The sequence below is a fragment of the Arthrobacter sp. AOP36-A1-22 genome, assembly GCF_052377615.1.
In the GTDB taxonomy this organism is placed as follows: domain Bacteria; phylum Actinomycetota; class Actinomycetes; order Actinomycetales; family Micrococcaceae; genus Arthrobacter_H.
In genome coordinates this window covers 89,816-115,633 of record NZ_JBQSWX010000004.1, presented here as the reverse complement: position 1 = coordinate 115,633, position 25,818 = coordinate 89,816, and the positions used below count along the sequence as shown (strand labels likewise).

Below are 25,818 nucleotides of genomic sequence, written 5' to 3'. Positions count from 1 at the left end.
GCCAGTACCCATGTCACGCCCCGCACGACCGCGCATCGGCTTCACACGCCGCATCACGTTGGCCGCGACCGCCCTGAGGTGGTGGGGGCCCCGGCAATGGATCGTCGCCGCCCTCGGCGCCCTGGGCATCGGCGTGCTGCTCGGCGTGGCCACCGTCCTGATCCCCAACGACTTCTTCAGCCGCGACATCGCCCCCACCGCATGGGACCGGCCGGTATGGATCGCCACGTCCCTGCTCTCCGGACTGTTGGTGGGCAGCTATGTCAGTCCCCGGGGGGCCGCCCCGGCCCCGGAAGACTCTTCGGCGGATAGCGGCTCGCGCTGGGGGTTGGCCGGCGGGCTGCTGGCCTGGTTCGCCATCGGCTGCCCGGTCTGCAATAAGATCGCCCTGTTGGCCCTGGGGTATTCCGGCGCAATGGCCTACTTCGCGCCCCTGCAGCCCTGGATGGCCGCCCTGGCCCTGGTCATGACCTTCGGCGCCGTGATCTACCGGCTCTCGGGCCAGGTCGAATGCCCGGTGTCGATCCCGCGACCGGATGCCCTACAGGAGACAGCGGAAAGGACCCAGGCATGAGCACCACCACCACCGGCGAGGCCGCCGTCGAGCCCGGGGCATCGCCCCGGCAGCCCCTCCTGCCCTTCGACCCCGGAGAGGCCCCCCGGGTCGGCACCCTGGAACGCCGGGTCCTGGACGTGCTGTGGAAGACCAAGCAGACCCACACCACGCGCAGCATCCTCGAGGAACTGGCCACCGGCGAACCCCCGCATCCGGCCTACACCACGGTGGCCACGGTGTTGGGGCATCTGGTGGAGAAGCAATTGGCCACCCGGGAACTGACCGGCCAGGTCTGGTCCTACACCGCCGCCTTGAGCGGTTGTGAATTCTCCGCGGCCCATATGGTCCGGGCGCTGGGCGAAACCAACGACTGTCGCAGATGCCTGGCCAGCTTCGCCACGTCACTGGATCCCGCCGACCGCGCCTACCTGAAATCCCTGCTCTAACCACCCCGCCCGGGCCCGTCCGGCCCGGCGACTCGACCCCGCCGAACGCACCGGATACCCGGTCCCCCGCCCCGCATTGGTAAAATGGTACGGATCTTTTAACCCGTCACGGCCCGTGGCGGTCCGGAACCACCGAGGCAGGGACAGGGGGAAGACGCCATCGGCCAGCGCAACCAGCACGAGCAACCGGCCGGGACCGATACCGCCCCGACCGCCCGGCCCGGGAGGCTCCGGGCGTTCCTGACGGGCCTGTCGGTCCCTGCCGGGGTACTCGTGCTCTGGCAGGGCATCATCCTGGTGTTCGTACTGCCGTTGGTGAAGTTCTTGTTCACCCACGCATTGGCGCTGGCCGGGACCCCGAACCTGACCGACCGGAACTTCCCGCGGATCCTGCATAGTCCCCCGTCGGTGTTGCTGTTCCTGGCCATCGGGTTCATCGCCCTGGGCGCACTGGCCCTGCAATACACCTCGGTCATCGCCCTGGTGGGCAGGATCCGCGCCGGGTCACGGCATCCGGGAACGACGGCGGGACGCCAGGCCTGGCGTGCGACCGGCAAGGCGCTGGGGCTGCAGGCCCCGCTGGTGGCCCTCTACGTCTTCCTGCTCATGCCGCTGGGCGGGTTGGCCGATCTCTCCCCGCTGACCCGCGATATCGGGGTCGCCCCGTTCGTCACGGCCGAGTACCTCAAGAAACCGTTGAGCATCAGCTTGTACCTGTCGATGATCAGCGCGCTGGTGTATCTGAACCTGCGCCTGTTGCCGACCATCCCGCTGCTGGTCACCCGCGGGCTGACCCCGTTGCGGGCCATGCTCACCAGCTGGCAGGCGACCTGGACCCCACGCCTCCGCCTCCCGACGATCCTCGCGGCCCCGCTACTGGCCGCGGTGCTGACCTTCGATCTGCCCTCGCGCACCGTGGCCTGGGCCGCGACCCTGCCCGGGGCCGTGCTGGACACCGATTCCCATCTGGTGACCACCCTGGGCCTGGGGGCGGCGCGGGCCGCTGACTTCGTACTCATGGTCATCGCCACGGTGGCGCTCATCCGGGTGTTGCTCGCCTGGGTGGATCGGCGGGTTCCGGCCGGCCGGGCCTCCGCCTCGCCCGCCGGGGCGGTGGACCGCCCCGCCGCCGAAGCCAGCCGGTCGCCGGGCCGTGCCGCACTCCCCCTCGGGGGACGTCGGCTGGCGCTGCGCACCACGGCGGGCGCCGCGGTGGTGGCCATCGCCATCATGGGCGCCCCCGCGGTGGCCGCCGCTCCGGCCCAGACTTCCGACCCCCTGGTCATCGCCCACCGCGGGTGGGTGTGGGGCGGGGTCGAGAACACCCTGGGCGCCTTGGAATCGGCGGCCACCCAGGACCCCGATCTGGTGGAGGTCGACGTCCAGCAGACCAAGGACGGACACTTCGTCGCCAGCCACGACACGAACCTGCTGCTCCTGACCGGCCACAACGTGGACATCTACGATCTGACCCTGGCCGAGGCCGAAGCCACCACGGTCAGTGCCCGGGGCTTCAGCGACCACATCCCCTCGATGCTGGACTACGTCCGCCGGGCCCGGCAGTTGGGGATCAAGCTCCTCATCGAGCCCAAGGTCCACGGCCATGAAACGGACGACTACCTGGACCGCTTCATCGCCGAGCTCGCCTCGGTGGGACCCCTGGACGACAACATCTACCATTCCCTGGATGCCGATCTCGTGGAATCGCTCAAGGCCCGGCGCCCCGACCTGTCCGTGGGATACACCATCGCGATGACCGTCGGCGGGATCCCGGACGTGAACTGCGATTTCCTGGTCGTGGAACAGGCCTCCTATTCCAAGCAGTTCCTGGACCAGGCCCGCGCGGCGGATCTGCCCGTCTATGTGTGGACGGTCAACCGCGAGGACCGCATCCGCAAATACCTCTACGACGGCGTCGCCGGAATCGTCACCGACCACCCGCAGCGGGCCAGGACCCAACGGTCCCGGGTCCACGCGCATCCGGGCACGGCGTTCCCGCTGCGCGATGTGGTCAAGCATCTGGCCAGCGTGATGCCGACCTCGCATTAGGTACCAGGGGGAATGTCCCAGGCCCCGCAGGGGTTGGCCCGGATATGGACCTGACCACGATTCCCCTGACCACGATGGATGAGCGCACCACGACCCTCAACGACTACGCGGGCCAGGTGGTCATGGTGGTCAACGTCGCCTCGCGCTGCGGACTATCCGGACAATACGAGCAGCTCGAGGAACTCCACCGCACCTATGCCGATCGCGGTTTCACCGTCCTGGGTTTCCCCAGCAACCAGTTCCTCCAGGAACTGCGCAGCAACGAGGCGGTGCTCCAGTACTGTTCGACGACGTACGGCATCACCTTTCCGGTCTTCGACCGCCTCCGCGTGAACGGCCGGAACGAGCACCCGCTGTATACGGAGCTGAAGAAGACGAAGGACGCCACCGGGAAGGCCGGACGCGTGCGCTGGAACTTCGAGAAGTTCCTCCTGCTACCCTCCGGACAGAGGCTGCGCTTCCGTCCCCGGACCACACCGGATGCCCCGGAAATCATCGCGGCGATCGAAGCCAACCTCCCCGACCAGCCACCGACCGATCGGACACGGAACCAGCCATGATCCTTCCCGAGCCGCTCATCCCCGTCTTCCTGAAGGCCACGAAGGCCGGAGAAGAGTTCATCTCGGAGGCCGCGGCCCACCGACGGGTCCGCGAAGGCACGCTCCGCCCGGCCCCCTACGGTCCACCGCGGGGGCTGCGGAACGACGTCGGCATCACCGTGGCGCGCACCGCGGCCGGATGGCCCGCCTACACGCTGCGGCCCCGCAATCCCGGGGCCCGGGGGCACCTCATCTACGCCCACGGCGGCGGATGGGTCAACGAGATCTCCCCCCAGCATTGGCAGCTCGCCGCGCAGATCGCCGCCGAGGCACGGACCACCGTCCATGTGCTGATCTATCCACTGGTCCCCTTCGGCACGGCCGGGAGGGTCGTCGACGGTTTCACCACCGAGGTCCTGAAGTGCCTGGAGAGCGCCGAACCCACCGTCCTGGCCGGGGACTCCGCAGGAGGCCAGATCGTCCTGTCGACCCTCCTGCACCTGCGCGACCGGCACCAGGTGACCCTGCCGCGGACGATCGCCATCGCCCCGGCGGTGGACCTGTCCATGAAGAACCCCGAGATCGCTGCCGTCCAGCCCAGTGATCCGTGGCTCGGCACCCGGGGCACCCAGGTCTTCATCGACCTGTGGCGGGACACCCTGGACGTGGATGACCCCACGGTCAGCCCGCTCAATGGTGACTTGGAGGGTCTGGGCCCCGTGACGCTCTTCTCCGGAACCCGAGACATCCTCAACCCCGACGGCCGGCTCTTTGCACAGCGCGCCGCCCGGGCCGGCGTCGACGTCGAATACGTCGAAAAGCAGGGGCAGCTCCACGTGTATCCGCTGCTGCCCACGGCGACCGGGCGTGCCGCCCGCCAGCACATCGTGGCGCGGGTCCGCGAAGCCACCGCGTAGCCGTCTTCCGCCGCCGGGCCGCCGTCAGCCGGCTCAGCTGCCGCGGACCCCGACCCTGAGGATCTGATCGTCCTCGGGACCGGGGCTGCCTCGTCCGTCAGTGTTGTTGGTCAGGATCCAGAGGTCCCCGTCCGGGGCGGTCGTCACCTGGCGCAGCCGGCCGAACTGTCCCACATAGTGTTCGGTCGAGGTTCCATCCTCAAACACCGGAACCATCCGCAGGGCGGCCCCCCGCAGATTGGCGATGAAGATCGCCCCGGCGGTGATGGTCATCCCACTGGGGCTGGCCTCGGCGGGAGGCCATTGCTGGACGGGATCGGTGAAAGCGTCCTCGTCGGCGATGCCTTCCACCGTCGGCCAGCCGTAGTTGGCCCCGGCGGTGATCACGTTGAGCTCATCCCAGGTGCTTTGCCCGAATTCGGTGGCATAGAGCGTGCCCACGGCGTCCCAGGCCAGCCCCTGCGGGTTGCGGTGCCCGAGGCTGTAGACGTAGGAGTCCTCGAAGGGGTTCGAGTCCGGGATTCCGCCGTCGGGCTCCATCCGCAGGATCTTCCCGCCCAGGCTGTCCCGGTCCTGGGCCAATGAGCGGTCGCCGGTATCCCCGGTGGTGGCGTAGAGCATCTTATCGGGGCCGAACCCCAGCCGCCCGCCATTATGGTTCGTGCCGGCGGGAATCCCGTCGAGCAGGGTTTCGACACTGCCCAGTGCCAGCGACCCCGGTTGGCCAATGAGTTCGATACGCTGGATCCGGTTGCCCTCGGCCCCGGTGGAATAGGCGTAGAGCTGTTCGGTCCCGCGCATCGCCAAGCCCAGCAGCCCGCCTTCCCCGCCATGGACCACTCCGGGGACGACGCCGATCTCCCGGGTTTCGCTGTCCTCCCCCAATTCGAGGATGCGCCCCGAGTCCCGTTCACTGATCAGGGCCGTTTTCTCGCGGAAGACCACCGACCAGGGCGCTTCCAGATCCTCGGCGACCACTTCGGGATCATCCTTCAACACGGACAGGGTCGGGGCGGCTTCTGCGGGCCGGATGGACGAACCGGCGGGGGCCGATCCCTGCCCGGGCGCCGGGGGTGCAGACTCGTCCGTGGGAGGTCCTGCGGTGCAACACGTCAGTGCCAGAGAGGCGACGAACCCGGTGACAGCGAGAAGCGAACCGCGCGGCACGTGCATGCATGGCCTCCTGGCCGGCTGGCTGTTCACCAGGCGTGGGCAGCAACCTCGCTGGCGGGAACGCCGCAACCGGCTCCGACGGCGGCCCCTTCCGCCCAGTATGGACGCTGGCCTGCCAAAGCGCACCCGTGGCACGCCCGGGCGATCCGCCGGTCCGGCCTCCACGGCCCGGGACCCACGTTGACGGGCGGGCGCCCGGCTGAAAGGGTTGGTGCTCTTCGACCACCCAACCTCCGAGGGACCCCGATAGATGAAGATCGTGATGTATCTGGCCGCAGTCGTCGGCGGCCAGGTCTTCACCACCGGTTTGCTGGCGTGGGTCCTGGCCACCTCCTCGGCGAGGTCCCCCGGGGCCGTCCTGTTGGCGGCGTTGGCGCCGACGGCCTTCGTGGGGGCCGCCTGGTGTCTGGGGACCCGCAGCGTCGACGCGCCGGTGCGGACCCCGGGCACCGCGTGGACGGCTGCCTTCGGCACGGGGTGGCAACGCAGCGGATCGGCCCTGCTGGCCATCGGCATCCTGGCCACCCTCGCCCACGCGCTGACCAATGGAAACTCCGTCTGGCCCGCGCTTGTCCTGGTGGCCAGCGGCTTCGTCTTGAGCGGCTTCGGGATCGGCACCGGGCGGTGGATCCGCGCCCGCCGCCCGGATGAGCTGATCAGTGGGCCACGCAGGATGCCCGCGGCCGAACGCCTCCAACGGCAGATGGCCTGCCTGGTCGCGATCGGCTCACAGGCCATCTTCTGGATTTCATTGCTGGCCGGGGCCCCTTCCCGTCCCACCGGCGACACCGGACAGCTGGTCTACCACCTGCTGGGCAACACCCAGCTGGCCCTCTACGCTACCGGCCTGGCCGCCATGATCTGCGGGGCCTACCTGCGGGACCAGGTCCTGCACGATGCCCGGGTCAACAGGGACCAGACGGCGCTGTTGCGTCGGATCATCCGTGGGAGGACGCCGCTGCCCCAGGACGCCGAACTCCGCCGCCAGGCGCTGCGGTTCGCGCTGTCCATGCCCTACCAGTCGTTCTTCCGGGCCATGGTCTTCCCGCTGTTGTTCCTGGCGCAGGCGCTGCAGTACTACGTGGGGGTCATCCGGGGCGAAGGATCGTTCTTCGGCCAAGTCACCTCGTTCGCTCTGGCCGTGGGCCTGGTCCTGTCCACGGCCCACTTCCTGCGGTGGGGACGGGCGGCCCGCCGCTTCGCCCGGCGACAGCCGCAGGGGCCCCCGGTCACCACCCCCGGGGGCTGACACCGCGCGGACCCCGGTCGCCACCGGCGGATTCAGCGTCCGGAGCCGGCCTCCCACAGCGGGACCGGGACCGTGCCACAGGAGCGGCCGCCGGCATCGAGCAACCGGCCCGCCCGCTTATAGTGCCGCACGGTGGCCTGCCGGGATACCACCGTGCACCCCGGGGCCCGCCGGGCCAGCTCCACCTCGAGCCCGCGGACCTCGGAGAACTCATGCACCCACAGGGTCGCCAGCAGGTTCGCGGCCCCCAGCACCTCGGCGCTGAGCCGGCAGCCGGGAAGGTTCCCCAGATAGGCCCCGATCTCCTCCACCGAGGTCGCCGGAACGCTGAGCAGCAGGGAGACCTCGCGTTGTCCTGCCTCGATCTCCAGGGCGGCGTCGCAGCGCAGGGAGAGGAACCCCGAATCGAGGATCTGGCTGATCCTGCGTTGGGCCGTCTGCGCGGATACGCCGCATTCCTGCCCCAGCCGGGCCCAGGACATCCGGCCATCGGAGGACAGCCCCCGCACCAGGCGGGTGTCCAGCGCGTCGGGGACGTGGCCGCCCCGCACCGGCCGTGCCGGGGCGCCCAGTTGGCGTACCTGGGCCGGCTCCAACGTCCCGGACCGCCATTCCGAGGCCCCGCGGTGCAGGGTGGTGGAGAACATCACGTCACGGTGGACCAGCCCGGGAAGCTCGGCGAAGGAGCGGGTCAGGGTGCGCATCAGCTCGTCGTGGGAGGAGGCATAGCAATCGACCAACAGGTCGTGGGGTCCGGAGACCAGCGAAACGGTGGCGAACGCCGGATCCAGGCAGAGCCGTTCGATCAGTTCCGCCTGTCGGGCCGGGGTCGAAGTCAGGTAGGCGAAGGCCGACCAGCCGGCCTCGAGGTACTTCGGCCCCGGGAACGGGGTCACCCAGGCGATGCCGGCCTCGCGCAGGGTCTCCCAGCGGCGGGCCAGGGTCACCGCCGAAACGTCCAGGACCGTCGCGAGCTGCTCCCAGTCGACGCGAGGGGCAATCTGCAGGGCGTGGATGATCTTGAGATCAAGTTCCGAGATCATGGACGATTCCTTCGTGAGTAATCCAAATAATGATGTTTCCACTGGATTTTCCGTGCCCTGACCGTACACCTTCAAAATAGGTGATGTACCGCACATCGGAGGTTCGGCCCCCAGGGCCCGGCCCCCGGCAGAGCCCACCCACCAAGGATTCCCCATGAGAACCACCCACGAGGCCTCCGCACCCATCGTGCGGCGGACCATCACCGGCATGATCGTGGCCATGGCGCTGATCGAGGCGCTCAGCGGCGTCACGCAGGGCTATCTGAACCCGATCCTGCCGGCCCTGGGCCCGAGACTGGACATCGACGACCCGACCATCAACGGGATCTTCCTGATCTCCAACGTCTCCTTCGCGGTGATGACCCCGATCATCTCCCGGCTCGGTGACAGCTTCGGTTATCGACTGGTGCTGCGCTGCTCCACGGTCGTCGTCGCCGCCGGGGTCCTGCTCATGGCCCTGGCCCCGACCCTGCTCACCGTGAGCATCGGCGTCGTCATGCTCACCTGCGTCGTGGGTTTCATCCCGCTGATGATGGGCATCCTGCGCGTGACCAGCTCGGCCGACACCCGGCGCGGCGTCAGCGTCATGATCGGCACCTTGATGATCATGGTCGGATTCGGCGGCCTGCTGGCCGGTCTGATCGGGGCCCACGATCCGGCCCGCGGGTTCTGGGTCGGGGTGCCGTTCGCCCTTCTGGCGCTGCTCATGACGTTCTTCCTGCCCGACGCCGGGGCCCCCACCCGGGAGCCGATCGCCCTGCTGCCGATGACCTGCTGCTCCCTGGGGCTCGTGGGCCTGGTCATCGCCCTGTCGATGGGCCCGGACTGGGGCTGGCTGTCGGCGAAGACCCTGCTCGCCGGGATCATCGGGGTGGGCCTGCTGCTGTGGTGGACCCGCATCGACGCCCGCGCCGAGAAGCAGTTCATCAACCTGCGCCTGCTGGCGGTCCCGCGCGTACGCAGCGTCTCGCTGGCCACGTTCTTCTTCGGCTTCGCCTCGGTCAGCTATTTCGGGACCAACGGGATCTTCCTGCACGCCGACGCCGAGGCCGCCGGCTACGGTTTCGGACTCGATCCGCTGGCCATCGCCCTGGTCCTCGCCCTGGCCTCGGTCCTCGCCCTCGGCGCCTCGCTGCTGACCGGCCGGGCGCTGACGGCGATCGGCGAACGCACCACCTTGATGCTGGCCGGGGCGACCCTCGCCTCGGGGTTCGTGGTCATGGCCCTGGGGCACGGCTCCTTCACCGGATACTGCGCCGGCTTCGCCTTGTTCAACATGGGCATGGGCATCTACCAATCGGCCACCCGGGCGCTCTCGGTCGAAGGGGTCCCGCTGGAGGAAACGGCCACGGCCGCCGGACTGAACGAACTGGCGCTCTCGGTGGGCATCGCCGTGGGTGCGGCGGTGGTCAAGATGCTCTCCTCCACCTTCGCCGCCGACGGCCATATCCTGATGAAGGGGATGATCGCCATCTGGATCACCCTGATCCTGGCCGCCCTCGTCGCCACCTTGTTTTCCCGCGGGTACACCCCGGTCACCGCATCCGCCCCCACCGAAGAGGTCACAGCATGAATCCGCACCAGACCCGGCACGACGCCGGTCCCGCCATCCAGGAACCGGCCTCCACGATCTCCCGGGCCTTGGACCGCGATCGTGCCACCGTGCTGGAACTGAGCCACGCCCTGCATGCCGACCCGGAGCTCGGCGGGAACGAACACCGCTCCGCGGCCCGGGTGCGTACGGTGCTGGCCGGGGCCGGCTTCGACTTCCCGGACCACCAGCCGGACTCCCCCACCGCCTTCCATGCCACCACCGGTTCCGGGGATCTGGTCGTGGCCGTCTGTATTGAATACGACGCATTGCCGGGGCTCGGCCATGCCTGCGGACACAACGTCAACGGGGCCATGGCGGTGGCCACCGCGCTGGCACTCGCCGACGTCGCCGAAGAGCTGGGCCTGACGGTCGAGGTCTTCGGTACTCCCGCGGAGGAGACCACCGGAGGCAAGGTCGATCTGATCAACGAGGGCTTCTTCTCAGGGGTCCATCTGGCCTTAATGGGCCATGCGGCCGATACGGACGGGGTCGGCTCCGCCTCGTTGGCCCTGGGCTGCTGGGACGCCTACTTCTCGGGGGTTCCGGCGCATGCGGCAATGAACCCCGCGGCAGGGGTCAACGCCCTGGACGCGGTGGTGGTGGCCCAGACGGCCATCGGACTGGCCCGTCAGCAGCTACCGGCCGGGGCGATCGTCTCGCTGGTGGTCCTCGAGGGGGGCACCGCCGTGAACATCATTCCGGCCCGGGCCCACGCCCGGGTGGAAATGCGGGCCCCGTCGGCCGAGACCCTGGTCCTCATCCAGGACAAGATCCGCACATGCCTCGAGGCAGGAGCCCTGGCCAGTGGCGCCACGCTGGAGATCGAACCGCAGGGCCACGATTTCGCCGATCTGCGCCAGAACCGTTTCCTAGCCGAGTCCTATGCCGCCGCGATGGTCGATCGGGGCCGCGAGGTGCCGCTGCTGGAGGCTCCCGCGGCGTCCACCGACATGGGCAACGTCTCGCATCTGGTCGCCTCGATCCACCCGATGGTGGGATACCCCACCGACGGCGCCACACCCCATACCGCCGAATTCGCGTCCTTCGGAACCAGCGAGGGGGCCGATCAGGCAGTGCTCGACGGCGCCTACGGTCTGGCCATGGCGGCGGTCGCCGCCGCCACGGATCCGCGCGAACGATCCCGGCTTCAGTCGGGGATCAGTCCGCGGTGACCCCTGAACCGGCTCGCGGGGCCTGGCGCAGTTCGAACCACCGGTAGGCCTCGGTCCTGGCCTCTTCGGTCAGCACCGTGTACGCGGCAGGTTCGGCGCCGGCATCGCGGGCCGTCTGCTCGAGGTAGTCGCGCAGCACCCACACATCGACGGGGTCCACCAGTTCGCGTAGCTCCAGCGCCGCGTCGAGCGCCTCGTCGCTGAATTCGAGGTCTTCGCAGACTTGCTCCCGGCTCCGACCGGACAGGGACAGGTTCTTTGCGAGCTCTTCGCTGGTGACCTGGCGTTCGGCTGGTTTCAACGTCATGGGTCGCTCCTTCAGCTGATGGGGTCCTTCCCCTGAACCCTACGCGTCCCCGTCAACCCGTGGGCCTCTTCGTCCGGACTCACGTGCGAAGTCCGTGCCTCAAGCAAGACAAAGCATGCTCGAGCGCGGACTCGTGAACTTTCACGCGCCGGATTCGGCCAGCGCTTCACGGATGATTTTAGAACGGGTCTTCCCCTCACGCTCGGCGCGTGCGTCAACGACTGAGAGCTCTTCCTCGGTCAAGCGAAGCGCGACGACCTGAGACGGCCTCGAGCCACGCCCCGGACGGCCTCGGCCTCGCTTCTTCAACGTGTCGGCGAGAGCCGCTCCGCCCCAGGGGCACCGCCACTCCCGGGCACCATGCGCCCGCCGGATTCCAGGATCCGACGGACGTCGCGGTGCCGGCCCCCCGCCCCGGCAACTTCCCCAACTCGGGCTCGGCCACCGGCGTGGGTGGTATTGATGGCTTCCAGCACGGCGGGGGCCTCAGCGGCCAAGGACTCCATGAGCCGCGAGATGGTGACTCCGAGGCAACGAGCCAGAACGCCGCCGGGTCTTGCGCGACGAATGGTTTGCGCCACGGCAGAACGCGGTGTTCACGGCTGTTGGCAGGCTGACGGTTTTCGCAGTCCCGGTCAGCAGGATGGTTCCGGCTTGGGACGAGACACCGGTCCCGTGCGAATCATCTTGAGGTCGAGGTAGCAAGGAGCAAATTTCTTCATCGTCAGGGTGCTCCTTTTCCGGCCGGAATTAAAGACGAAGTTGGGTCTTGTGTTTTTTAATGTGACTCACATAACATTCGTTGTGTAATGAAATTACAGACCTGCTAGCGGCCTTACAGAAAGGAGATCCATTATGCGTGGTGGCATCAACCCCCGTCCTACCCGCCCCTAATGACTTGCTGAAGTGCCCTGTATGCCATATCGATGGCCAGCAGGGCACTTCTCTAATCAAGAAAGTACTCGTATGAATATTGATGGCATCTATGACAGCTATGTCCGCTCTAGTGCTCGGTACTGCCGCGACCTCTTCCGCGCGGCTCAAAATTTCTTCGCAGCGAATGCTCTTGTCGAAGATGTCATCACTGGATCGGGAGTCCCTACTCCTCCTCAGGTCGACGCCATCTCTTCAACCTTCGCTAAAACCAGCACCTGTGCCATAGAAGCGGTGGCTTCAGTCCAAGAATTCGCCGCGGCGCACAACAACTATCCAGATCAGCAGCTTCTCGTGGATTCTGATACCCAGCAGTGGAGGCTCCGTCGGATAGCTGAGCTCGGGGAGCGGATCGCCAATATGACTTCTGCGCTGAGTTCTGGGGCCGATCTGCAGGAGCAGATCTGGGCTGAGCCAGAATACACTCGCCTGTTCACGGAAATGGCTGACATCGTATGTACAAGCGTGACCTGGCAGCGAAGTTTAGCCCTCGAGACACACGGGGAGTTGTGATTTGAGCATCGCCGACGAGAATCACGTCGACTCCGAGAGCCAGCCGAATCCTTTTCGACGCCTTGCTTTCCGGCAGTGGTATGCAGCTACAACACTGCTTGCTGTGAGCACTTCCACCATGGTGGCAGTAACGCTGGCACTCGTCGACGTCACGGCCAGTGTCGCCCTGGCCGGTCTGATCAGCGGCCTCATTCTTGGAATCGAACTGCTGGTAGTGCCCATAGGGGGTGGCTTGGCTGACGTGATCTCCCGTCGGACGCTGTTGCGCCGTGCGCTTTTCGCGGCACTGGCCGCGAACACCGTGCTCGTCGCCTTGCTGACCACCCTGACCCTGGCAGGGGGTGAAGGAAGAGCCTGGATTGCCTGGGCAGTGGTCGTTGCGCTCGTGGTGTCGGCGGGTGCGGCGGGAATCGCCGATCCCGCCCTCGACGCCTCGGCCCGGTCATTGATTAAACCTCCAGAGTTTCCGCGCGCAATGAGTGCCGAACAGGCACGCAGCTCCACATTGCAGATCGTCGGCAGTCCCGCTTCGGGTGGACTCTACGCCCTCATACCGTCAGCCCCGTTTATGCTTCGCGTTTTATGCGACCTGGGTTTCCTCCTGACCTTGCGACACATTCGCCAGGACCTCGGCCCCGTGACACATGAGGGACTAGATAAGGACTCAGGTGCCTCCCCTCGCCGCCGATATGCTCAAGCGCTCCTGGGGTACCGGGAGGCTTTGTCGTTTCTACGTCAACACCGTGCCTTACGGCGAGTTCTGGTCGCTGCGCCACTGGTTAATCTCATGGTTTTTTCCGGTACGTCCTGGACGGTTTTGCACCTGGCCTCAACAGGGGTGAACGCGCTAACAACGGGGATCACCGTCGCCGGGTTTGCTGTCGGTGGACTGATTGGCAGTGCCATAGCCCCGGCACTGACAGATCGATTCCCCCCTGGCCCCCTGGCGATCGTCGGGCTGTCTTGGATGACCGCCATCTTTGCCGGGCTATTTCTGTGTGACGGACGACCGTGGACACTGTTTGTCTTGGGCGTCCTCGCAATGCTTCCTTCTCCTGCGCTCAACGGGGGGCTGTTCGCACACGTGTTCGCCGAGACGTCTCCAGGCATGCAGGGACGGGTGATGGCCACCTTCAGCCTTGTCGGCGGACTCGCCACGGTGGCTGCTCCGATCGTTGCAGGAGCCGCCATTCAAGCTAGGCTTGACGCAACTTTGGGTGTCTTCACCTGCGCAATTGGCGCACTCGGAGTTCTGGTGTTGCTCACCTCTCCAGCAGTGCGGGCCATGCCCCGTCCGTGACCGGTTCTCCTCTTTGGCGTCGCGACTGATCGGACTGAGCGAAGACATGGGCCATGGGCATCGGTGGAACGTCACAACAGGAGGAGTAGCCGCCGAAAACGGTTGAGCGGCCTCATATAGATCCTCCTCAGGCCACCATTCCATGATTGGGCCGTACCGAAAATCAGCTCCGTAGGGGTATCGAATCCTGGAGTAGCGGCCTAACCTTTGGGACACTCGTTTGAGCCTGGGCCTTTCACCGGGCTCCGAATTCCAGGGACCGGCGAAAGACCGAAGCAGGGAGCTCGCGAGCATCCGCCGCGTCCAGAGTGTATCGGCTCCGGAGGCCCGCCTGTTTTGACCTCGGACTGTGATCGGTGCCATCCTACTGTTCATGAACCTGTCAGACAGCTGGACAGCAGGACAGCAACCGATCGAGCGCACGAGCGCCCCCGAAGCGGTCTTCGCCTCCCTGCGAAAGGCCATCGAAGCCGGCGACCTGCCCGTGGGCACCAAACTCAGTTCGGAGGCAGCCCTGGGCGCCCGCTTCGGCGTCAGCCGTTCGGTCGTGCGCGAGGCCCTGCGCTCCTGCGCGTCCCTGGGTCTGACCCGCACCGAGACCGGCCGCGGCACCTTCGTCATCGCCGACCACGCCACCACCGACCTGGTGCTGGGCACCTTCTCCTCCACCGACCTCCTCGAGGCCCGCCCGCATATCGAGGGCCCGGCGGCCCGACTGGCCGCCGAACGACGCACTCCCGCGGATCTTGAACGCCTGGCCTCGCTCATGGAGCAGATGCGGACCGAGGAAGACGCCGAAGCCTGGGTGGAACTAGACACCACCTTCCACCTGGCCATCGCCGCCGCCGGGGGCAATGGCGTCTTCATCAAGGTCATCGCGGACATCCGCGAGGCCATGGCCCGCCAGTCCGAGACCATCAACCTGGTCTCTGGCCGCCGCCGTGCCTCGGAAGCCGAACACCAGAAAATCGTCTCGGCGATCCGGGCCCGTGACCCCGCGGCCGCCGAAACCGCCCTGCAGGAACACCTCGGAGCCGTCCACGGCGCCGTCGACCATCTCGTGAAGAACGGATCCCAGTGAATCTTCCCTCCCACGCCCCGCTCGCCGTCCAGACCCGAGGCGATGCCGTCGAATCCGTCCACTACGGATCCCTGATCACCACCGCACCCGACGGGAGCATCTCCTCCAGCATGGGCGACAGCCAGGCGGGCTTCTACCCGCGCTCGGCCCTGAAACCACTCTTTGCCGTGGGCATGGTGCGCGCCGGCCTGGCCGTGTCCAGCGAACAACTCGCCCTGGCCGCGGCCAGCCACTCCGGTTCCGAGCGCCATCAGGACATCGCCGCCTCCACCTTGGCCGACGCCGGAATGGACGCCTCGGCCTTGGCCAACAGCACCGACCTGCCCTATGGCGCCGAAGAACGAAGCGCCTGGCTGCAAGCTGGAAACGGCCCCACCCGACTGGCCCAGAACTGCTCGGGCAAACATGCCGCGCTCGTCGCCCTCTGCGTGAAACGTGGCTGGCCCGTTCAGGGCTACCTCGACACATCCCACCCGATCAACGAACTACTGCGCAGCACCGTCGAGGACCTCACCGGCGAGAACGTCGGCACCACCAGCACCGATGGCTGCGGAACCCCCGTCTACACCCTGTCCCTGGCCGGGGTCGCCCGGGCCTTCGGCCGGTTGGCCGCGGCCGCCGAGGGCACCGCGGAACGTGCCGTGGCCGATGCCATGCGCGCCCACCCCGAGCTGGTCGCCGGCGAGGGACGTGATGTCACAGCCATCATGCGCGCCGTCCCCGGGCTGGTCGCCAAGGACGGTTTCGAGGGCATCCAGGCCATCGGCCTGCCCGACGGCACGGGACTGGCCCTGAAGATCTCCGACGGCGGGGACCGGGCGCGGATGCCCGTCGCCGCGGCGGCCCTGTCCCGGCTGAGCGACGATCCCTCCCTGGCCGCGGCCCTGCACCCCTTCCTGGCCGTCGGCGCCCTGGGCGGCGGCGAACGCGTCGGCGAACTCACCGCCGTCCCCGCCTGATACTTCCGGGACCGGCCGACACCGCCGTCGTCCCCTCCCCCGCTTTTCCCATACCCACCCAGAGCAACACCCTTCAGGAGCATCACCCCATGTCCATCAGCACCTTGGCCGCCACCCGTCTCGAACACGATCTGATCGGTGACCGCGAAGTCCCCGCCGAAGCCTACTGGGGCGTGCACACGCTGCGCGCCTCGGAAAATTTCCATATCACCGGCCAGCAGGTGGGCTCGAACCCGCACCTGATCCGCGCCCTGGCCCTGGTCAAGCAGGCGGCGGCCCGGGCGAACCGCGAACTCGGTCTGCTGGACGCCACCCGTGCCGAAGCCATCGATGCCGCCTGCGCGGAGATCGCCGGGGGCGCCCTGCATGACCAGTTCATCGTCGACGTCCTCCAGGGTGGTGCCGGGACCAGCACGAATATGAACGCCAACGAGGTCATCGCCAACCGGGCCCTGGAGATCCTCGGCCACGCACGTGGGGACTACCAGCACCTGCACCCCAACGACCACGTGAACCTCTCCCAGTCCACCAACGACGTCTACCCCACGGCAGTGAACGTGGCGGCCTCCTTCACCGCAGCCCCGCTGCTGGCGGCCATCGAAGAACTCGAAACCGCATTCCAGGCCAAGGCCAGCCAATTCCGTACCGTGGTGAAGATGGGCCGCACCCAGCTGCAGGATGCCGTACCCATGACGCTGGGCCAGGAGTTCGGCACCTACGCAGTGACCATCCGCGAAGACCACGACCGGTTGGCCGAGTCCCTGGAGCTGGTTCATGAGATCAACCTGGGCGCCACGGCGATCGGCACCTCGCTCAACGCCCCCGACGGCTATACCGAGTCCGCCTGCCGGCACCTGGTCGAACTGACCGGTCTGCCGCTGACCACCTCCCCCGACCTGATCGAAGCCACCCAGGACGTCGGCGCCTTCGTGCACCTTTCCGGCGTGCTCAAGCGCGTGGCCGTGAAGCTCTCCAAGATCTGCAACGATCTGCGCCTGCTGTCCTCCGGCCCGCGGGTGGGTTTCAACGAGATCAATCTGCCGGCCGTTCAGGCAGGGTCCTCGATCATGCCCGGCAAGGTCAACCCGGTCATCCCCGAGGTCGTCAACCAGGTCGCCTACCAGGTGGTCGGGCACGATGTGACGATCTCGATGGCCGCCGAGTCCGGACAGCTCCAGCTCAACGCGTTCGAACCGGTGATCGTGCACTCCCTGTCGATGTCGATGCGCCACCTGGAAGCCGGCTGCCTGACCCTGGCCCGCAACTGCGTGTCGGGTATCACCGCCAACGAGGACCTGCTGCGGGCCAACGTGGAGAACTCGATCGGCCTGGTGACGGCGCTGACCCCGCAGCTGGGGTACGCCACCTCGACGGCGATCGCCATGGAGGCCCTGCATTCCGGCCGCGGGATCGCCGACCTGGTGCTGGAGCAGAACCTGCTCAGCCGCACCGAACTGGAGGAGCTGCTGCGCCCGGCACGCCTGGCCAACCTCTCCGAATAGCCCCTGTTCCCCGGGGCCACGCGCCGCCCCGGGGACCGGCAGGCCTTGACATTGGATTCCCTGGTTGAAGAATCGGAAGATGAGCACCCCCGTAACGCAGACGTTCACCGCCTTGGGCGATCCGGTGAGAGCGACGATCGTCGACCACCTCTCCGCGACGGATGCCACGGTCGGTGAGCTGGCCGCCCTGTTCGAGATCTCCCAGAGATCCCTGACGCGGCATCTGGGCGTGCTGGAACGCGCCGGGCTGATCACCCGCCGTCGGGAGGGCCGGACGCGCCGCGTTCAGTTGGAAGAACAGACCCTGGATGCCGCGCACCATTGGCTCCAGGAGCGACGACGTCGGCTCGAGCACCGCCACCGACGTCTCGGCGCCGTACTGGCCCGCCTTCCGGAGCACTCCGATCCAACCGTCAGGGGAAAGATCATGAATCCGCACGACATCCACCATCCGGGACTGACCGAACACCGCCGCGTCGGCGAACAAAGCGTGGTGCACCGGCGCGAATTCTCCGCCCCGGCCGCCTTGGTCCAGCGCGCCCACACGGACGTGGAACTGTTCAGGCAATGGATGGGCCCGCGGGGGACCACAGTCCGCGTGGAACGCTTCGATGCGGTCACCGGAGGGGCGTTCCACTACATCGTCGAAGCCGAGGGTGGCGGCAGCTGGCCGTTCCACGGCTCCTATCATGTGGTCTCTCCCGGGCTGATCGTGCATACCTGGGAGTACGAGGAGGACCACGACGTCACCTTGGAGACGCTGCATTTCGTCGATCACGGCGACGGATCCAGCGCCCTGGAGGCCACCTCGACCTACCCGTCCAAACACGCCTGCGACGCCATGATCGATTCGGGCCTGGACGCCGGGATGGACGAGGACTTCGAACGTCTGGACACCGTGCTGAAAGAGGCCCTCGGCTGAGACCTTCGGCGAGCTTGCCGCCTCAGGGCCGCCGGCGCCCCGCCCACAGTCCGGTGAGCAGCGGAACGGCAGACCCGATCATCAGGACGTTGCCCAGCACCACGTCGTCGGGACGGACCAGGGATCCGGCGATGAGCACGGCACCGAAGACCAGGACCGCCACCGCCCGTTGGATGGTGCGCTGCAACCCTGCGACTTGGCGTTCCAGCCGGGGGCTGGCCACCGAGAGGGTCCCGTCTTCGATTCCGGTGATGAGGCCATCCAGGCGTTTGGGCAGCCCCACGGCGACCTTGGCGACATCGAGCCCCTCGCGGGCGACGTCCTGCACGAAATTTCCGCGCTCGTCGCGCAGCAGCTGCCCCGCATAGGGCTCCACCGAGTCCCAGAGGTTGAACTGGGTATCTAGCGTGCTGCAGACGCCCGAGGTCAGGGACATCGCCCGGATGATGAGCAGGAAGTTCTCCGGCAGCTGGAACGGCAACGACCTGACGACGTCCCCGAATTCGGCGGCGAATTCGCGGAACTCGCGCGGGTCCACGTCCTTCAGCTCGGCGAAGCCCATCCCCCCGAAGCGGGCGAAAAGCTGCGTCATGGCCCGCTCCAGTTCGCCCGTATCGGTCGAGGGCACCAACACCCCCACGTCGCCGATCGCGGCTACGAGCCCTTTACCGTCCCGGGAGGCTGCGGCGATCAGTAGTTTCCGCAGTCCGCTTCGTGTACTGGGCGGGACGTCCCCCATCATGCCGAAGTCGATGAACGTCAGCTTCCAAGGGTGCTCCGCAGAGGAGTCGCCGGTTGGGGTGACGAAGATGTTTCCGGGGTGAGGATCGGCGTGGAAGAAACCATTGGTGAACATCTGGTCGAACATGATCGAGGCGAAAACGGGGGCCACCTGTGCCGGATCAATGCCTGCAGCACGAAGCGCCACGGCATCGGTGATCTTGATGGCGGTGACGTCCTCCAGGGTGAGGACGCGGCGGGCGCTTCGCTCCCAGACCACGGCAGGTACGGCCACCCGATCGTCCTCGGCGAATTCGGCGGCGAAGCGCTCGGCATTGGCCGCTTCCTGCAGATAGTCGATTTCCTCGCGGCTCGTCTGGGCGAATTCCTCGACCAGCGCCGGCATATCGGCCCGTTTGGAGACCAGGCGCACATGGCTGAGCCAGCCGCCGACTTTGCGCAGGGCCGCCAAGTCTATGTCGACAATGGCCTCGATGCCGGGTCGTTGAACCTTCAGCATCACCGTGTCGAAACCGGTATCGGCGGCCAGGCTGGGAACCAGCCGTGCCCGGTGCGCCTGCCCGAGAGAGGCTGCGGCAATGGGTGTCTCCTCGACGGCGGCGAAGACCTGCTCCAGCCCGGCACCCAACTCAGCCTCGGCAAGGGCCCGGATCGCGGGGAACGGAACAGGAGGAACCTCGTCCTGCAGACCTTCCAACTCGGCGGTGATCTCCGGCGGAAGGACGTCGAGCCGGGAAGACATGAACTGCCCTACCTTGATCATCAAACCGCCCAGTTCCACCGCAAGCCGATGGAAACGCTGCGCAAAGCGCCGCATCCTTTCGGTCCGCCCCCGGTCCGCCATCCATCTGAGCCCGATCCGTGGAAGGAACAGTTCGAACCACCAGGTCACCACCAGGTGCCAGGCCGCGAAACGCAGGATGCGCCGATAGCGGGCACGGGTGTTCCCGGCCCCCGCCACCGGATCTGCCCGATCCCGACGAACCGACGCCACCCCCGTCAGCCCTGGGCGAGGATCGAGTAGAGCCGACGCCGGGCCTCGTCGAGCACCGTCACGGCTTCCTGCACCTGTTCCGGAGTTCCGGTGCGACCGACCTGCGACGCTGCCTGGGCGAGTTCCACACCGGCCTTGGGAAGCGCCGCGAAACCTGAGCCTGAGGCTGCCCCGCTGGTCTCCCAGGGAGCCGGCTCATCGTTGTCAGCGACGTCTTCCCGGCCCGCCTCGGTGAGCGAGTAGATCTTGCGTCCATTGGATTCCTCGGAACTGATGAAACCCTCGTCGGCGAGTAACTGCAACGTGGGGTAGACGGAGCCGGCACTGGGCTTCCAGCTACCACCGCTGCGCTCTTCGATTTCGCGGATGATCTGATATCCGTGCATCGGGCGCTCTGCGAGCAGGGCCAGAACCGCTGTGCGCACCTCGCCGCGTCCGGCACGCGTGCCCGGGCGTTTCCCGAATCGTGCTCGCAGCTCTTCCACGGCCTGCCACATACCGTCCATGTTGTTGCCGTCGAATCCACCTGACGGATATGAATTACGCATTTTGGTCTCCTTCGGGAATCGCTAACGATGTACAGCGATACTCAACGATATATCGCGATACACGCAAAACCAAGGGAATTAGCCCCCGCTATCCAGCTCCGCACAAAATGAAGGGCCCGCATCCCACGTACCCGAGGACCTTCTGGCGATCCACGCCCACGCTTGGGGCGCTGGCCTTATTGAGGGCTGGCCGACGTGCTGCCTCGTTTTTGAAGACGCGGAACGACGATACCGAAAACACAATACGCAAGAACCCAGGCGACGAGCCCGATAACTAGGAAGTACCCTCCGATGACCAGAATGTCCGTAGCTGTTTGTGCGGGGAACCAGCCACTCAAGCACAGAGCGGGAAAAACCGTCAGGGCCATCACCAAAAAGTGAATAACCGTCTGGCGCCTCAGGGTCCACGCTTCAACGTCGTAGATCACCGAAGCCGCCATGACCGAAGCAACGATGACACCGACAGTCAGCGTGCCGCGTGCGTCTGATGTCTGGTCCAACGCGGCCAATCGCGCCGCAATGCCCGACATGAGCACGAGCGGAATACCGCCCCGTAGCGCTGCTTTCCCCCAGAGCTTCATGACTCAATCGTAGCCGGAGTGGCAATCCCGGGTCGGCCGTCCATAGCTGAAGGAGCGAAGAAGTTCTGGACGAAAACCACGCGCGGATCGGCGCCCTCCCGAAAAACGTATTCGCTTCCAGCGCTCTCCGGTATCTTGTCCTCCATGGTCCTCAATGTGCATGAGCGAAAAATCGCCGCACCCCCAGCAGTGGTCGCTGAGTTGATCGATTCACTGGCCAGCTCCAATGATCGCCTCTGGCCCAGCAATGACTGGCCTGCCATGTGCCTGGACCGAGGACTCGAGGTAGGTTCCGCCGGCGGGCACGGCCCGGTCCGCTACACCATCGAGCACTACGAACCGGGCCGACGGGTGAAGTTCCGGTTCACTGGTCCGGAGGGCTTCCACGGACACCATTCCTTTGCGGCCTTCAGTAACTCAACCGACTCAACGCTGCTTCGACACGAACTGTTCTTGAGGCCGCGGGGTATCGCACTCATCACCTGGCCGTTGTTCTTCAGGCCCCTCCACAACGCCCTAGTGAAAGAAAGTCTGGATCGCGCCGAACGGGAATGCGGTGCTCCAGCCAGATCGCCCTCTCGTCGAACTTTGTGGACCAGAGTGCTTCGGGCCGCACTCTCGCAGCCACTCACACCGCACCGAAAGAACAGCTAAGGAATCCTGGGCCCGGGGTCCGTGTTCAGCGTGACGAATCCTCCGTGGTTAGGGTTTCGATCTGCGCGCGCGGCAGGAAAGCAACATAGACACAGATCGCGGCGATAAATAGGAACACGAAGCACAGCAAGCCCCAGCCCACCGAATCGCTCGAGGCCTCGTAGGGCACAACGCCGACGATGGCCAAAATACTGGCCACCGCAAAACCAATCAAACCGAAGCCACCGGCCTCAATCCCGACGGCGATGGATTTCCCGGTTTGAAACCAATGGCTTTCCTTCAAGAAGCCCCTTGCTGTCGCACCACCAATGATGAACGCCACCGCTGCGAGGGAACAGGCCCCTACCAGCAGCAGTGAAAGAGAGCCATATTCGACGCTGTCGGTGCCGACATGGACAACGGCCCGACTCGGTAGCCATGGGCCCCAGACCAGATAGAGGAGGGGGACTAGGACGATGGAGCTTGCGGGGGCAACGACCAACAAGGCAATTACCCTGCTTCTGCCACTAGTCCGCGAGGACTTAGGTCCGTCAGGAAGTTCAGTCATTTCCCGCTACATCCCCTCTGTAGTGGCCAAGCATCTGCAGCTTCGGCCATCGTATGGCACGGATCAGCGGCGAAAAGCCTTCCGCGCCTCGCAAGCTTCTTTACGATTCGCCAACCACCGTGATGAGGTAGCTGTTGATGTCGGCGACCTTCGCTGATTTCGCCGTGCTTTTGAAACGCAGGACATGGCAGAACGCGGTTTCCGTCCCATCGGCTAGCCGCAGGACCCCATCGACCCCGGCACCACGTCCGTGCGTCAGGAACGTTCCAAATTTCAGCTCGTCAACCGGGGGAAGGGCCAACGCCAATTCCCGGGCTGCCGCGCGCCCGGTCACGGTCTGCCGCCCGACCACCGTCCAGGAAACTTCCTCGTCGAGCACTGCCTCAAGGTGTTCGACGTCGCGTTGCGCGAGGGCGACCACCAGATCCCTGAGGATTTCCTTGCGCGGGGAATTTCCGCAGTCCGGTTCTTCGTCAATGGTGACCATGCGCCGAGTGTACCCAGCATCGCCCGCCGGACCCTCGTCGTACCATCGGTCCATGGCCCTTCGAATTCGCCCTGCGACCCCGGCCGACGCGGCATCGATCGAAGCGCTAGAGAACGACGCCGACCGGCTCTTGATCGACTGGTTGTCCCCTGCTCATTGGCCCCCTGCCCCTTCCGGTGCCTCCAGACTTTCAGCGGACGGATACCTTCTGGTTGCCGAAGAGGGCATTCCACCCGCCATTCTCGGCTTCGTTCATGTCCTGGAAGTCGAGGGGCTGGCCCATCTGGAACAACTGTCGGTGGCCCCCGCACATGGCCGGCAGGGCTATGGCCTACTCCTCCTTAATGCTGCCCTCGCTGAAGCCCGGGTACACGGATATGACCGGGTCTCCCTACGGACCTATGCCGACGTGCCCTGGAATGCACCGTTCTACTCCCGAGCCGGTTTTGTCGAGGTGCTCCCCGCGACCGACTTCCACCGTGGCTTGATCGATACCGAAGAGGATCTCGGGCTGCCTGGCTACGGCCGCAGGGTCCAGATGACGGCATCGCTGAACGACCGTACCGTGGGGCCATGACTTCACCATTGACCGGCGAACAGCTCACCGCCCTCTACGACGCTGAGAACCCGTGGTCGGTGGACGACGCGTTCTTCCTCACCGTCATCAACGAGCTCCCGAGCAGCCAGGTTCTTGATCTGGGATGCGGCACTGGACGACTCACCCGGGCCGTCGCTGCCGATGGTCATCACGTCGTCGGCATCGATCCGGATGCCGAGGCCCTTGATGCCGCACGGAGGAAACCGGACGCCGAGAACATCAGGTGGGTTCACGGAACATCAACCAGGATCCCCGACGGGGTTCTCTTCGATACCGCCATCATGACCTCCCATGTGGCCCAAGCCATTAGCGACGAGGCAGCCTGGGCCCAAACCCTTGAAGGTCTTCATTGGGCACTGGTCCCCGGCGGACGTTTGATCTTCGATTCCCGCGATCCTGCGGCCCGTGTCTGGGAGCGGTGGACTCCGGCCAACACGCGGGATACCTACACACTCCCCGATGGCACGACCGTCGAAACGTGGATTGATTGCACTGTCCCTCGCGACGGGCTGGCACTTCTGACCGAACACCGGCTCCGTCGCGGCCGTGAGGAAGAGACCGCCACGCTGATTCTCTCCTTCCGCACTGAAACACAGCTGCGCCAGGATCTCGCGGTAGCAGGGTTCACTCTCGAACAGGTGCTCGGCGGTTGGGCTGGCGAAGTCATCGGGGAAGGCCAGGGTGAACTGATCGTGATCGCCCGCAAGCGAAGCTGAACACGCGCAAGGACCGGGGCTGTGGCTGTCGCTGGGCCACGACAGATCCATTCGCCCCTCGTGCCCTTGGGGGGCCTGGCTTGCGGGCACTCACAGCTCCACGGTTCAATGCCCCCATGTCAGACTGGGTCGATGATCCCCCAGCCCGACTACCTCAACTACGCAGCGAAGATGCGGCACCTCGTCCTATCCGGCGTCGATATGGAGGTCGAGGCCCGGTTCCTCGACATGATCAGCGGTCGCGGCGCCCGGATCCTCGACGTCGGCTGTGGGATCGGCACTGCCGTTGCTGCCTTGCGCGGCAGAGGCCATGCGGCATACGGGATCGATCCCACCCCCGCAGTCCTCGACGTGGCAGTCGAGCTCTACGAGCCCTCGTGGTTTCGTCCTCTCGGCGCCGTGGAGATCGCCCCGTCACAGCTGGTTCGCCAGGGTCTCCCCGGCTCCTACGATGTCGTGCTCATGTCGGGAAACGTCCCGGCGTTCCTCTCCGAAGCAGAACTCGAGGAAGTCATCGGGCACGTGGCCGAACTGTTGGATCCCGGTGGAACGCTGGTCATCGGAACCACCAGCGCGATCCGCGGCGGGCCCGGAGACCAGGATCAGGCGGCGGCATCAGCCGGCCTGAAGCTGGTTCAGCGCTATGCCGACTGGCATCTGGGCCCGTTCGACGCCGGTTCTCCTTGGTCGGTCGCTGTTTTCTCGGCACCCGGCACGCCGGATCCGCCTCAGGGACCCGACGGGATCTTCATCCTGCGCCGATGACCGCGTCGGTTTCGAGGTTCGTGCGTCGTTGGCCCGTCCTGGTGGCGCCGATCCCTGCGGCGATGACCAAGACGATCCCGATGACCGCTGCCGGACGCGGGACCTGGTCCAGGATGGTCAGCCCGATCAGCACGGCGATCGCCGGTTCCAGACACATCAGGGTCCCGAAGGCGGCGGTGGTCAGCTTGCGTAGGGCCAGCATCTCGAGGCTGAACGGAATGACGGGCAACAGCAGGGCCAGCCCGAACCCCCAGAGCAGGATCGGCCAGTCCAGGTTTCCGAGAACGGAGGGCCCGACCGCGAGCGTGGCGACGATCCCGGCCACCGGCATCGAGATCGCCAAGGCACTGATCCCCGAAACAGCGTCACCGGCCTTCTGGGTAAACAGTACGTAGCCGGCCCAGCAGGCGGCAGCACAGAGCGCGAAGAAGATCCCCACCGGGTCCGTGGCGCCCAACCACGGTTCGGTCAGCCCCAGGACGCCGGCCCCGGCGACCAAGGCCCACCACCGGGCCGGGCCCCGGCCCTGGACGATGGCCACCGACAACGGCCCGAGGAATTCCAGGGCGCTGGCAGTACCCAACGGAATCCGTTCGATGGCGAACATGAAGAAGATCGTCACCCCGCCGGTCGCCACCCCCAGCAAGGCACTGGTGCCCAAGGCGGCCCGGCTGTACGTGACCTTCCACGGCCGTCCCACCACGACCAGGATCACCGCCGCCCAGGACAGCCGCAGCCACGCGACCCCGGCTGGACCCAACGTGTCGATGAGTCCGACGGAGACGGCCAACCCCAACTGGACGCAGACCATCGCGGCGAGCGCCATGAGCGAGCCGGTGCCTGCCGAGTTCTGCGCCAGGCGGGGTGAGGAGTTCATGGGTCCATTGGAACGGAAACACTCCGTCAACGTCCACGTGACAATCCACAACGGA

27 protein-coding genes are annotated in these 25,818 nt (G+C 66.4%); 17 read left to right on the top strand and 10 right to left on the bottom strand.

Annotated elements, in window-relative coordinates; translation table 11 throughout:
* Positions 1 to 10: 10 nt before the first annotated feature.
* The 5 genes from ACT3S2_RS04065 to ACT3S2_RS04045 all read left to right on the top strand — a co-directional run bounded on the left by ACT3S2_RS04065 (position 11) and on the right by ACT3S2_RS04045 (position 4,507).
* Positions 11 to 574, top strand: a complete 564-nt coding sequence (locus tag ACT3S2_RS04065) for a hypothetical protein (protein WP_444561276.1) — start codon at positions 11 to 13, stop codon at positions 572 to 574.
* The gene (locus ACT3S2_RS04060; RefSeq protein WP_444561275.1) at positions 571 to 1,002 is read left to right on the top strand and encodes a BlaI/MecI/CopY family transcriptional regulator; all 432 of its coding nucleotides are present in this window, start codon (positions 571 to 573) and stop codon (positions 1,000 to 1,002) included. The genes ACT3S2_RS04065 and ACT3S2_RS04060 overlap by 4 nt, the downstream gene beginning before the upstream one ends.
* A 273-nt stretch (positions 1,003 to 1,275) precedes the next feature.
* Entirely contained in the window at positions 1,276 to 3,051 is a 1,776-nt protein-coding gene (locus ACT3S2_RS04055) for a glycerophosphoryl diester phosphodiesterase membrane domain-containing protein (RefSeq protein WP_444554998.1), read from the top strand.
* Between the two features lie 44 nt (positions 3,052 to 3,095).
* Positions 3,096 to 3,611: a glutathione peroxidase gene (locus ACT3S2_RS04050; protein WP_444561274.1), complete on the top strand. Its 516-nt coding sequence runs from the start codon at positions 3,096 to 3,098 to the stop codon at positions 3,609 to 3,611.
* A complete protein-coding gene (locus tag ACT3S2_RS04045) occupies positions 3,608 to 4,507 on the top strand; it encodes an alpha/beta hydrolase fold domain-containing protein (RefSeq protein WP_444554996.1) in 900 nt (299 codons plus the stop codon). The genes ACT3S2_RS04050 and ACT3S2_RS04045 overlap by 4 nt, the downstream gene beginning before the upstream one ends.
* Before the next feature lie 33 nt (positions 4,508 to 4,540).
* On the opposite strand, the gene ACT3S2_RS04040 is transcribed toward ACT3S2_RS04045, so the two are convergent.
* Positions 4,541 to 5,680 (bottom strand): PQQ-dependent sugar dehydrogenase, encoded by a 1,140-nt coding sequence (locus tag ACT3S2_RS04040; protein ID WP_444554995.1) that lies wholly within the window; start codon positions 5,678 to 5,680, stop codon positions 4,541 to 4,543.
* 250 nt (positions 5,681 to 5,930) lie between these two features.
* Here ACT3S2_RS04040 and ACT3S2_RS04035 point away from each other — a divergent pair, with 250 nt between their 5' ends.
* Positions 5,931 to 6,929, top strand: a complete 999-nt coding sequence (locus tag ACT3S2_RS04035; protein WP_444554994.1) for a hypothetical protein — start codon at positions 5,931 to 5,933, stop codon at positions 6,927 to 6,929.
* A 32-nt stretch (positions 6,930 to 6,961) separates the two neighbouring features.
* Here ACT3S2_RS04035 and ACT3S2_RS04030 read toward each other — a convergent pair whose 3' ends face one another.
* On the bottom strand, positions 6,962 to 7,972 hold the full coding sequence (locus ACT3S2_RS04030; RefSeq protein WP_444554993.1) for an Lrp/AsnC family transcriptional regulator: 1,011 nt from the start codon (positions 7,970 to 7,972) through the stop codon (positions 6,962 to 6,964).
* A gap of 154 nt (positions 7,973 to 8,126) precedes the next feature.
* Between ACT3S2_RS04030 and ACT3S2_RS04025 the strand changes: the two genes are divergently transcribed.
* Together ACT3S2_RS04025 and ACT3S2_RS04020 are read left to right on the top strand one after the other, a co-directional pair.
* The gene (locus tag ACT3S2_RS04025) at positions 8,127 to 9,545 is read left to right on the top strand and encodes an MFS transporter (RefSeq protein ID WP_444554992.1); all 1,419 of its coding nucleotides are present in this window, start codon (positions 8,127 to 8,129) and stop codon (positions 9,543 to 9,545) included.
* Entirely contained in the window at positions 9,542 to 10,738 is a 1,197-nt protein-coding gene (locus tag ACT3S2_RS04020; RefSeq protein WP_444554991.1) for a M20 family metallopeptidase, read from the top strand. Before ACT3S2_RS04025 ends, ACT3S2_RS04020 begins: the two co-directional genes overlap by 4 nt.
* Here the strand turns inward: ACT3S2_RS04020 and ACT3S2_RS04015 are convergent.
* Positions 10,725 to 11,045 (bottom strand): DUF2316 family protein, encoded by a 321-nt coding sequence (locus ACT3S2_RS04015; RefSeq protein ID WP_444554990.1) that lies wholly within the window; start codon positions 11,043 to 11,045, stop codon positions 10,725 to 10,727. The two genes, ACT3S2_RS04020 and ACT3S2_RS04015, sit on opposite strands and share 14 nt — an antisense overlap.
* 141 nt (positions 11,046 to 11,186) lie before the next feature.
* Positions 11,187 to 11,288: a ribbon-helix-helix protein, CopG family gene (locus ACT3S2_RS04010; RefSeq protein ID WP_444554989.1), complete on the bottom strand. Its 102-nt coding sequence runs from the start codon at positions 11,286 to 11,288 to the stop codon at positions 11,187 to 11,189.
* A gap of 723 nt (positions 11,289 to 12,011) precedes the next feature.
* Here ACT3S2_RS04010 and ACT3S2_RS04005 point away from each other — a divergent pair.
* From ACT3S2_RS04005 to ACT3S2_RS03980, 6 genes are all read left to right on the top strand, one after another.
* Positions 12,012 to 12,491, top strand: a complete 480-nt coding sequence (locus tag ACT3S2_RS04005) for a hypothetical protein (RefSeq protein WP_444554988.1) — start codon at positions 12,012 to 12,014, stop codon at positions 12,489 to 12,491.
* Between the two features lie 103 nt (positions 12,492 to 12,594).
* Positions 12,595 to 13,791: a hypothetical protein gene (locus ACT3S2_RS04000; protein ID WP_444554987.1), complete on the top strand. Its 1,197-nt coding sequence runs from the start codon at positions 12,595 to 12,597 to the stop codon at positions 13,789 to 13,791.
* A gap of 373 nt (positions 13,792 to 14,164) precedes the next feature.
* Positions 14,165 to 14,872, top strand: coding sequence for a FadR/GntR family transcriptional regulator (locus ACT3S2_RS03995; protein WP_444554986.1), 708 nt, complete (start codon positions 14,165 to 14,167; stop codon positions 14,870 to 14,872).
* A complete protein-coding gene (locus tag ACT3S2_RS03990) occupies positions 14,869 to 15,831 on the top strand; it encodes an asparaginase (RefSeq protein WP_444554985.1) in 963 nt (320 codons plus the stop codon). The genes ACT3S2_RS03995 and ACT3S2_RS03990 overlap by 4 nt, the downstream gene beginning before the upstream one ends.
* Before the next feature lie 89 nt (positions 15,832 to 15,920).
* A complete protein-coding gene (locus ACT3S2_RS03985) occupies positions 15,921 to 17,333 on the top strand; it encodes an aspartate ammonia-lyase (RefSeq protein WP_444554984.1) in 1,413 nt (470 codons plus the stop codon).
* 79 nt (positions 17,334 to 17,412) lie between these two features.
* Entirely contained in the window at positions 17,413 to 18,255 is an 843-nt protein-coding gene (locus ACT3S2_RS03980) for an ArsR/SmtB family transcription factor (protein ID WP_444554983.1), read from the top strand.
* Positions 18,256 to 18,277: 22 nt separating this feature from the next.
* On the opposite strand, the gene ACT3S2_RS03975 is transcribed toward ACT3S2_RS03980, so the two are convergent.
* The 5 genes from ACT3S2_RS03975 to ACT3S2_RS03955 form a co-directional block, all read right to left on the bottom strand.
* The gene (locus ACT3S2_RS03975) at positions 18,278 to 19,990 is read right to left on the bottom strand and encodes an ABC1 kinase family protein (protein WP_444561273.1); all 1,713 of its coding nucleotides are present in this window, start codon (positions 19,988 to 19,990) and stop codon (positions 18,278 to 18,280) included.
* A 5-nt stretch (positions 19,991 to 19,995) separates the two neighbouring features.
* The gene (locus ACT3S2_RS03970) at positions 19,996 to 20,538 is read right to left on the bottom strand and encodes a PadR family transcriptional regulator (protein ID WP_444554981.1); all 543 of its coding nucleotides are present in this window, start codon (positions 20,536 to 20,538) and stop codon (positions 19,996 to 19,998) included.
* A 176-nt stretch (positions 20,539 to 20,714) separates the two neighbouring features.
* Complete coding sequence (locus ACT3S2_RS03965; protein ID WP_444554980.1) at positions 20,715 to 21,119, bottom strand: DUF3021 domain-containing protein; 405 nt, start codon at positions 21,117 to 21,119, stop codon at positions 20,715 to 20,717.
* A gap of 679 nt (positions 21,120 to 21,798) precedes the next feature.
* Complete coding sequence (locus tag ACT3S2_RS03960) at positions 21,799 to 22,257, bottom strand: hypothetical protein (RefSeq protein WP_444561272.1); 459 nt, start codon at positions 22,255 to 22,257, stop codon at positions 21,799 to 21,801.
* Positions 22,258 to 22,420: 163 nt separating this feature from the next.
* Positions 22,421 to 22,807: a hypothetical protein gene (locus ACT3S2_RS03955; protein ID WP_444554978.1), complete on the bottom strand. Its 387-nt coding sequence runs from the start codon at positions 22,805 to 22,807 to the stop codon at positions 22,421 to 22,423.
* Between the two features lie 52 nt (positions 22,808 to 22,859).
* Here ACT3S2_RS03955 and ACT3S2_RS03950 point away from each other — a divergent pair, with 52 nt between their 5' ends.
* The 3 genes from ACT3S2_RS03950 (at position 22,860) to ACT3S2_RS03940 (ending at position 24,886) form a co-directional block, all read left to right on the top strand.
* Positions 22,860 to 23,384, top strand: a complete 525-nt coding sequence (locus ACT3S2_RS03950; protein WP_444561271.1) for a GNAT family N-acetyltransferase — start codon at positions 22,860 to 22,862, stop codon at positions 23,382 to 23,384.
* On the top strand, positions 23,381 to 24,121 hold the full coding sequence (locus tag ACT3S2_RS03945) for a class I SAM-dependent methyltransferase (RefSeq protein ID WP_444561270.1): 741 nt from the start codon (positions 23,381 to 23,383) through the stop codon (positions 24,119 to 24,121). Before ACT3S2_RS03950 ends, ACT3S2_RS03945 begins: the two co-directional genes overlap by 4 nt.
* Before the next feature lie 132 nt (positions 24,122 to 24,253).
* A complete protein-coding gene (locus tag ACT3S2_RS03940) occupies positions 24,254 to 24,886 on the top strand; it encodes a class I SAM-dependent methyltransferase (RefSeq protein WP_444554975.1) in 633 nt (210 codons plus the stop codon).
* Here ACT3S2_RS03940 and ACT3S2_RS03935 read toward each other — a convergent pair.
* Entirely contained in the window at positions 24,870 to 25,763 is an 894-nt protein-coding gene (locus ACT3S2_RS03935; RefSeq protein WP_444561269.1) for an EamA family transporter, read from the bottom strand. The genes ACT3S2_RS03940 and ACT3S2_RS03935 overlap by 17 nt on opposite strands.
* Between the last annotated feature and the right edge of the window lie 55 nt (positions 25,764 to 25,818).

Excerpts from the sequence above, each read along its gene's own strand:
- ACT3S2_RS04065 (WP_444561276.1), top strand. The coding sequence starts at position 11 with ATGTCACGCCCCGCACGACCGCGCATCGGCTTCACACGCCGCATCACG.
- ACT3S2_RS04060 (WP_444561275.1), top strand. The coding sequence starts at position 571 with ATGAGCACCACCACCACCGGCGAGGCCGCCGTCGAGCCCGGGGCATCG.
- ACT3S2_RS04050 (WP_444561274.1), top strand. The coding sequence starts at position 3,096 with ATGGACCTGACCACGATTCCCCTGACCACGATGGATGAGCGCACCACG.
- ACT3S2_RS04045 (WP_444554996.1), top strand. The coding sequence starts at position 3,608 with ATGATCCTTCCCGAGCCGCTCATCCCCGTCTTCCTGAAGGCCACGAAG.
- ACT3S2_RS04040 (WP_444554995.1), bottom strand. The coding sequence starts at position 5,680 with ATGCACGTGCCGCGCGGTTCGCTTCTCGCTGTCACCGGGTTCGTCGCC.
- ACT3S2_RS04035 (WP_444554994.1), top strand. The coding sequence starts at position 5,931 with ATGAAGATCGTGATGTATCTGGCCGCAGTCGTCGGCGGCCAGGTCTTC.
- ACT3S2_RS04030 (WP_444554993.1), bottom strand. The coding sequence starts at position 7,972 with ATGATCTCGGAACTTGATCTCAAGATCATCCACGCCCTGCAGATTGCC.
- ACT3S2_RS04025 (WP_444554992.1), top strand. The coding sequence starts at position 8,127 with ATGAGAACCACCCACGAGGCCTCCGCACCCATCGTGCGGCGGACCATC.
- ACT3S2_RS04020 (WP_444554991.1), top strand. The coding sequence starts at position 9,542 with ATGAATCCGCACCAGACCCGGCACGACGCCGGTCCCGCCATCCAGGAA.
- ACT3S2_RS04015 (WP_444554990.1), bottom strand. The coding sequence starts at position 11,045 with ATGACGTTGAAACCAGCCGAACGCCAGGTCACCAGCGAAGAGCTCGCA.
- ACT3S2_RS04005 (WP_444554988.1), top strand. The coding sequence starts at position 12,012 with ATGAATATTGATGGCATCTATGACAGCTATGTCCGCTCTAGTGCTCGG.
- ACT3S2_RS03995 (WP_444554986.1), top strand. The coding sequence starts at position 14,165 with ATGAACCTGTCAGACAGCTGGACAGCAGGACAGCAACCGATCGAGCGC.
- ACT3S2_RS03985 (WP_444554984.1), top strand. The coding sequence starts at position 15,921 with ATGTCCATCAGCACCTTGGCCGCCACCCGTCTCGAACACGATCTGATC.
- ACT3S2_RS03980 (WP_444554983.1), top strand. The coding sequence starts at position 17,413 with ATGAGCACCCCCGTAACGCAGACGTTCACCGCCTTGGGCGATCCGGTG.
- ACT3S2_RS03970 (WP_444554981.1), bottom strand. The coding sequence starts at position 20,538 with ATGCGTAATTCATATCCGTCAGGTGGATTCGACGGCAACAACATGGAC.
- ACT3S2_RS03965 (WP_444554980.1), bottom strand. The coding sequence starts at position 21,119 with ATGAAGCTCTGGGGGAAAGCAGCGCTACGGGGCGGTATTCCGCTCGTG.
- ACT3S2_RS03955 (WP_444554978.1), bottom strand. The coding sequence starts at position 22,807 with ATGGTCACCATTGACGAAGAACCGGACTGCGGAAATTCCCCGCGCAAG.
- ACT3S2_RS03950 (WP_444561271.1), top strand. The coding sequence starts at position 22,860 with ATGGCCCTTCGAATTCGCCCTGCGACCCCGGCCGACGCGGCATCGATC.
- ACT3S2_RS03945 (WP_444561270.1), top strand. The coding sequence starts at position 23,381 with ATGACTTCACCATTGACCGGCGAACAGCTCACCGCCCTCTACGACGCT.
- ACT3S2_RS03940 (WP_444554975.1), top strand. The coding sequence starts at position 24,254 with ATGATCCCCCAGCCCGACTACCTCAACTACGCAGCGAAGATGCGGCAC.
- ACT3S2_RS03935 (WP_444561269.1), bottom strand. The coding sequence starts at position 25,763 with ATGAACTCCTCACCCCGCCTGGCGCAGAACTCGGCAGGCACCGGCTCG.